The 7,403-nt window shown below is 55.1% G+C and carries 5 protein-coding genes; 4 read left to right on the forward strand and 1 reads right to left on the reverse strand.

The features are described 5' to 3' along the window. A partial coding sequence (prpR, locus tag FDW94_RS02055; protein ID WP_137377174.1) for a propionate catabolism operon regulatory protein PrpR occupies positions 1–1,563 on the reverse strand: 1,563 nt, incomplete at its 3' end. A 253-nt stretch (positions 1,564–1,816) separates the two neighbouring features. Here prpR and prpB point away from each other — a divergent pair. From prpB to prpE, 4 genes are all read left to right on the forward strand, one after another. Then, entirely contained in the window at positions 1,817–2,698 is an 882-nt protein-coding gene (prpB, locus tag FDW94_RS02060; protein WP_003830903.1) for a methylisocitrate lyase, read from the forward strand. A gap of 80 nt (positions 2,699–2,778) precedes the next feature. Then, positions 2,779–3,948 carry a 2-methylcitrate synthase gene (prpC, locus tag FDW94_RS02065; protein WP_008783864.1) on the forward strand — a complete coding sequence of 390 codons (1,170 nt, stop codon included), beginning with the start codon at positions 2,779–2,781 and terminating at the stop codon, positions 3,946–3,948. Between the two features lie 39 nt (positions 3,949–3,987). Next, positions 3,988–5,439: a bifunctional 2-methylcitrate dehydratase/aconitate hydratase gene (locus FDW94_RS02070; protein ID WP_137377061.1), complete on the forward strand. Its 1,452-nt coding sequence runs from the start codon at positions 3,988–3,990 to the stop codon at positions 5,437–5,439. Positions 5,440–5,479: 40 nt separating this feature from the next. Next, the gene (gene prpE, locus FDW94_RS02075; RefSeq protein ID WP_137377062.1) at positions 5,480–7,366 is read left to right on the forward strand and encodes a propionate--CoA ligase; all 1,887 of its coding nucleotides are present in this window, start codon (positions 5,480–5,482) and stop codon (positions 7,364–7,366) included. Positions 7,367–7,403 lie beyond the last annotated feature (37 nt).

Consider the following 7,403-nt stretch of genomic DNA (forward strand, 5'->3'; position numbering starts at 1 on the left):
GCTAATTCCGAGATACCGCGCGGCGGCAGTTTTGTCACCATCAAATTGTGCCAGCACCTGCTGTGGCGTCAGTGATGATGATATGTGCGGTGTAGTGGTAACAACGGACAGTTCCGGTAACAGCTGCTGTAAAAAATCTACGTTCAGCTCTGGCTGCGGTTCGACGCTTAAAAACAGTGCCAGGCGCTCCATCATATTACGCAGTTCGCGGATATTCCCCGGCCAGCCATAATTCAGCAACGTCGGCTGACTTAACCCCAGCCCCTTGCGAACAGGCTCAGAAAACGGCACGTCCAGTTCCGCCAGCGACTGTTTTAAAAAGCCTTCCGCCAGTGGCAGGATATCGGGCAACCGTTCGCGCAGCGGCGGCAGCTTGAGGCGTAAAATGCTCAGGCGATAAAACAGATCGGTACGAAATTCCCCCAGTTTCATCTCCTGCTCCAGATTACAGTGTGTGGCGCTAATCACCCGGACATCGACCGGAATCGGCTGATGTCCACCGACCCGGGTAACCTCTTTTTCTTCCAGCACACGCAGCAGTCGGGTTTGTAACGGCAGCGGCATCTCGCCTATCTCGTCAAGAAACAGGGTTCCGCCGTGAGCGATTTCAAACAGGCCCGCGCGTCCCCCTCGGCGAGAGCCGGTAAAGGCGCCATCCTCATAGCCGAACAGCTCCGCTTCCAGCAATGACTCGGTGATTGCCCCGCAGTTGACGGCAACAAACGGCGGTGAGGGTTTACCGCGCCGATTCTCCTGACGGGTGAAAAACTCACGGTGAATGGCCTGTGCGGCCAGCTCTTTACCCGTTCCTGTTTCGCCCTGAATGAGGACCGGCGCACGCGAACGGGCGTACAGCATAATGGTGTGCCGTACCTGTTCCATCTGCGCAGAGTGACCGCGCATATCTCCGAGCGCGTAGCGAGTGCGCAACGTATCGCCAGAGGCGTACTGACCGTTTCTGCGTAATGTCAGGCGGGTCATATCCAACGCATCGACAAAGGCCTGGCGCACGGTGGCCGCCGAATAGATAAAGATGCCGGTCATGCCTGCTTCTTCTGCCAGATCGGTAATCAACCCCGCACCAACTACCGCTTGTGTACCGCCAGCCTTCAGCTCGTTGATTTGCCCACGAGCATCTTCCTCGGTGATATAGCTGCGCTGTTCAAGCTGCAAATTGAAGGTTTTTTGAAACGCGAGAAGCGCCGGGAGGGGTTCCTGATAGGTAATGACGCCAATCGACGAGGTGAGTTTTCCCGCTTTTGCCAGCGCCTGTAGCACGTCGAATCCGCTGGGTTTAATCAGGATCACCGGAATCGATAAACGGCTTTTCAGATATGCGCCGTTGGAGCCCGCCGCAATGATGGCATCGCAACGCTCGGTAGCCAGCTTCTTGCGGATATAGGCCACCGCTTTTTCGAAACCAAGCTGAATGGGGGTGATGGTCGCCAGATGGTCGAACTCCAGACTGATGTCGCGAAACAGTTCAAACAGGCGGGTGACCGAGACTGTCCAGATAACCGGTTTATCGTCGTTCACTCGCGGCGGTAGATGCGTATCTGCCATAACTAACCCCAAAAATTAAGGAACCGAGTAGTAGGGTTTAGTTGTGTTTCATAAATGTTGCAATGAAACGTGAAGGAACGTTTCATGAAACGATAGCTGACACGCTTTTGTGCAACAAAAATAGAAACATTGGATTTAATCTGTTGTTTTAAAAGATAAAAAATTAAATTGAAGAGAAAATAAGCTCCCTGGCATACCCCTTGCTTTAGAAATATCAACGAACGATAACAAGTTGATAACAAGAGGACGGGATATGTCTCTACACTCCCCAGGGCTGGCGTTTCGCGCTGCGCTCACTAAAGAAAACCCATTACAAATCGTTGGCACCATCAACGCCAACCACGCTCTGCTGGCTCAACGTGCCGGGTATCAAGCGATTTATCTCTCCGGCGGCGGTGTCGCTGCGGGGTCGCTGGGGCTGCCGGATCTCGGCATTTCTACCCTTGATGATGTGCTGACTGATATTCGTCGCATTACGGATGTTTGCCCGCTGCCGTTGCTGGTGGATGCGGATATTGGTTTTGGATCGTCTGCATTCAACGTGGCGCGTACCGTCAAGTCGATTTCCAAAGCGGGTGCTGCTGCGCTGCATATTGAAGATCAGATCGGCGCCAAGCGCTGCGGTCATCGCCCGAACAAGGCGATCGTCTCGAAAGAAGAGATGGTCGACAGGATCCGCGCAGCCGTTGATGCGCGCACCGATCCCAACTTTGTGATTATGGCGCGAACCGATGCACTGGCGGTGGAAGGGTTAGAGGCTGCCATCGATCGTGCCCAGGCGTATGTCGAAGCGGGCGCTGACATGCTGTTCCCGGAAGCCATTACCGAACTTGCGATGTACCGCCAGTTTGCCGATGCGGTACAGGTACCAATTCTCGCCAACATTACTGAATTTGGCGCCACACCGCTGTTTACCACCGATGAACTGCGCAGCGCGAACGTTGCGATGGCGCTATACCCGCTGTCAGCTTTCCGCGCCATGAACCGCGCGGCGGAGAAGGTTTACAACGTGCTGCGTCAGGAAGGTACGCAAAAGAACGTTATCGACATTATGCAGACGCGCAACGAGCTGTACGAAAGCATCAATTACTACCAGTTCGAAGAGAAACTCGACGCGTTGTACACAAAAAAGTAACCGTCGTAGGCCGGATAAGGCCTAGCCGCCATCCGGCAATAAATTAGTACCCTACATATTACAATAATGACGAGGACAACATGAGCGACACAACGATCCTGCAAAATAGTACCCATGTCATTAAACCTAAAAAATCGGTTGCGCTGTCAGGCGTCGCTGCCGGAAATACTGCCTTATGTACCGTGGGTAAAAGCGGTAACGATCTGCACTATCGTGGCTACGATATTCTTGATCTGGCACAACAGTGCGAATTTGAAGAAGTTGCGCATCTGCTGATTCACGGGAAATTACCCACCCGCGATGAGCTCACCGCCTATAAAAGCAAACTGAAAGCGCTGCGCGGATTGCCCGCTAACGTGCGTACCGTACTGGAAGCGCTGCCTGCCGCCTCGCATCCGATGGACGTGATGCGCACTGGTGTTTCCGCGCTGGGTTGTACGCTGCCGGAAAAAGAAGGACATACCGTCTCCGGCGCACGCGATATTGCCGACAAACTGCTGGCTTCGCTCAGTTCTATCCTCCTGTACTGGTATCACTACAGCCATAACGGCGAGCGCATTCAGCCGGAAACCGACGATGATTCTATTGGCGGTCACTTCTTGCATTTGCTGCATGGTGAGAAGCCATCACAAAGCTGGGAAAAGGCGATGCACATTTCGCTGGTGCTGTACGCCGAGCACGAGTTTAACGCTTCAACCTTCACGGGGCGTGTGATTGCGGGAACTGGCTCTGATATGTACTCCGCGATTATCGGTGCGATTGGCGCACTGCGTGGGCCGAAACACGGCGGAGCGAATGAAGTATCGCTGGAGATCCAGCAACGCTATGAAACGCCGGATGAAGCTGAAGCAGATATCCGTAAACGCGTTGAAAATAAAGAAGTGGTGATTGGCTTTGGTCACCCGGTTTACACCATCGCCGACCCTCGCCACCAGGTGATCAAGAGCGTGGCGAAACAGCTTTCTCAGGAAGGCGGTTCGCTGAAAATGTACAACATCGCCGACCGCCTGGAAGAGGTGATGTGGGAAACGAAAAAGATGTTCCCCAACCTCGACTGGTTCTCGGCAGTCTCTTACAACATGATGGGCGTCCCCACTGAAATGTTCACACCGCTGTTCGTTATCGCCCGCGTCACTGGCTGGGCGGCGCACATCATCGAACAGCGTCAGGACAACAAAATTATCCGTCCTTCCGCCAACTATACCGGCCCGGAAGATCGCGTATTTGTCTCGATTGAAAAACGTTGCTAATGCAAAACCTCTAAAGATAAAAAACAGGAAATGTACCCTATGTCTGCACATATTTCGAACGTCCGCCCTGAATTTGACCGTGAAATCGTTGATATCGTTGATTATGTCATGAACTACGAGATCACCTCGAAGGTGGCGTATGACACCGCGCATTATTGCCTGCTTGATACCCTTGGCTGTGGCCTGGAAGCGCTGGAATATCCGGCCTGTAAAAAACTGCTGGGGCCGGTTGTACCGGGTACCGTCGTCCCGAACGGTGTGCGCGTACCTGGTACCCAGTTCCAGCTCGATCCGGTGCAGGCGGCGTTTAACATCGGTGCGATGATCCGCTGGCTGGACTTTAACGACACGTGGCTGGCCGCAGAATGGGGTCATCCTTCCGATAACCTCGGCGGTATTCTGGCGACGGCTGACTGGCTGTCGCGCAATGCGGTGGCGGTGGGTAAAGCGCCGTTAACCATGAAAAGAGTGTTAACTGGAATGATTAAAGCCCATGAAATTCAGGGCTGTATCGCGCTGGAAAACTCCTTCAACCGCGTTGGTCTGGATCACGTCCTGCTGGTAAAAGTCGCCTCCACGGCGGTGGTTGCCGAGATGCTTGGCCTGAACCGGGATGAAATTCTCAACGCCGTCTCGCTGGCGTGGGTCGACGGTCAGTCACTGCGTACCTATCGTCATGCGCCGAATACCGGCACGCGTAAATCCTGGGCGGCTGGCGATGCCACCTCACGTGCTGTACGTCTGGCGCTGATGGCGAAAACCGGTGAAATGGGATATCCATCCGCACTGACGGCGAAAACCTGGGGCTTCTATGATGTCTCTTTCAAAGGCGAATCTTTCCGCTTCCAGCGCCCGTACGGTTCGTACGTGATGGAAAACGTGTTGTTTAAAATTTCCTTCCCGGCAGAGTTCCACTCGCAGACCGCGGTAGAAGCGGCGATGACGCTGTACGAGCAGTTACAGGCCGCAGGTAAGACCGCTGCCGATATCGAAAAAGTGACCATTCGTACGCATGAAGCCTGTATCCGCATCATCGATAAAAAAGGCCCGTTGAATAACCCGGCGGATCGTGACCACTGCATCCAGTACATGGTGGCTATCCCGCTACTGTTCGGACGCTTAACGGCGGCAGATTACGAAGACGGCGTGGCGCAGGATAAACGCATTGATGCACTGCGTGAAAAGATTAACTGCTTCGAAGATCCGACCTTTACTGCGGATTACCACGACCCTGAAAAACGCGCCATCGCGAATGCCATCACGCTTGAATTCACCGACGGCTCACGCTTTGAAGAAGTGGTAGTGGAATACCCAATCGGCCACGCGCGCCGTCGTAACGACGGTATGCCGAAGCTGGTCGAGAAGTTCAAAATTAACCTGGCGCGTCAGTTCCCGACCCGTCAGCAGCAGCGCATCCTGGATGTCTCCCTGGACAGAACTCGCCTGGAGCAGATGCCGGTCAATGAGTATATGGACCTTTATGTAATCTAAACCTGCGTGCGGCAAGGCGTAAGTTCAACAGGAGAGCATTATGTCTTATAGCGAGTTTTATCAACGTTCTATTACGCAGCCGGAGTCGTTCTGGGCCGAGCAGGCCCAGCGTATTGACTGGCAGCAGCCGTATACGCAGGTGCTGGACCACAGTAATCCGCCGTTTGCCCGCTGGTTTTGCGGTGGTACGACCAATCTGTGCCACAACGCCATTGACCGCTGGCTGGAGAAACAGCCTGACGCGCTGGCGCTGATTGCTGTGTCATCAGAAACCGAAGAAGAACGCACGTTTACCTTTCGTCAGATGTATGACGAAGTGAACGTCGCGGCGGCGATGTTGTTGTCGCTGGGCGTACAGCGTGGCGATCGGGTACTGGTTTATATGCCGATGATCGCCGAGGCGCACATTACGCTGCTGGCCTGCGCACGTATAGGGGCGATCCATTCGGTGGTGTTCGGTGGTTTCGCCTCGCACAGCGTAGCGGCGCGTATCGACGACGCCCGACCGGTGGTTATCGTGTCGGCGGATGCCGGGGCGCGCGGCGGTAAAGTCCTGCCGTATAAAAAGCTGCTCGATGATGCGATCGATCAGGCGCAGCATCAGCCGCGTCATGTGGTATTAGTCGATCGCGGTCTGGCGAAAATGGCGCGGGTAGAGGGGCGAGACCTCGACTTTGCCACGCTGCGCCAGCAGCATCTCGGCGCGCGGGTACCGGTTGCCTGGCTGGAGTCGAACGAAACGTCCTGCATTCTCTACACCTCCGGGACAACCGGTAAACCGAAAGGCGTCCAGCGCGACGTTGGCGGCTACGCGGTCGCGCTGGCGACCTCGATGGACACCATTTTCGGCGGTAAAGCGGGCGGTGTGTTCTTCTGCGCGTCGGATATCGGCTGGGTAGTTGGGCATTCGTATATCGTGTATGCCCCGCTGCTGGCGGGGATGGCGACAGTGGTTTACGAAGGGTTGCCAACGTATCCAGACTGTGGCGTATGGTGGAAAATTGTTGAGAAGTATCAGGTCAGCCGGATGTTCTCCGCCCCAACCGCCATCCGCGTGCTGAAGAAATTCCCGACCGCGCAAATCCGCAATCACGATCTCTCCTCGCTGGAGGTGCTGTATCTGGCGGGTGAGCCGCTGGATGAACCGACCGCCAGTTGGGTAACGGAAACGCTGGGCGTCCCGGTTATCGACAACTACTGGCAGACTGAATCCGGTTGGCCGATTATGGCGATCGCTCGCGGGCTGGACGACCGCCCGTCGCGGCTGGGTAGCCCAGGCGTGCCGATGTACGGATATAACGTGCAGTTGCTCAATGAGGTGACCGGTGAGCCCTGCGAAGCGAATGAAAAGGGCATGCTGGTGATTGAAGGGCCGCTGCCGCCGGGCTGTATCCAGACTATCTGGGGTGATGACGCGCGGTTTGTGAATACCTACTGGTCGCTGTTTTCTCGTCAGGTGTACGCCACCTTTGACTGGGGTATTCGCGATGCGGACGGCTATTACTTCATCCTTGGTCGTACGGATGATGTCATCAACGTGGCCGGGCATCGGTTGGGGACGCGTGAGATAGAGGAGAGTATTTCCAGCTATCCGAACGTTGCCGAAGTGGCTGTGGTCGGCGTGAAGGATGCGCTGAAGGGGCAGGTCGCGGTCGCGTTTGTCATTCCGAAACAGAGCGACAGCCTTGAAGATCGCGACATCGCACATTCGGAAGAGAAGGCGATTATGGCGCTGGTGGACAGTCAGATTGGTAATTTTGGCCGCCCGGCGCACGTCTGGTTTGTGTCGCAATTGCCGAAAACCCGCTCTGGCAAAATGCTCAGACGGACGATCCAGGCGATCTGTGAAGGCCGCGATCCTGGCGATCTAACGACCATTGACGATCCCGCGTCGTTGCAGCAAATCCGTCAGGCGATCGAAGAGTAACTCCATGCCGGATAGACCGCATAAGTGGTCTATCCGG

Source organism: Citrobacter sp. wls757 (genome assembly GCF_005280935.1).
GTDB lineage: Bacteria > Pseudomonadota > Gammaproteobacteria > Enterobacterales > Enterobacteriaceae > Citrobacter > Citrobacter portucalensis.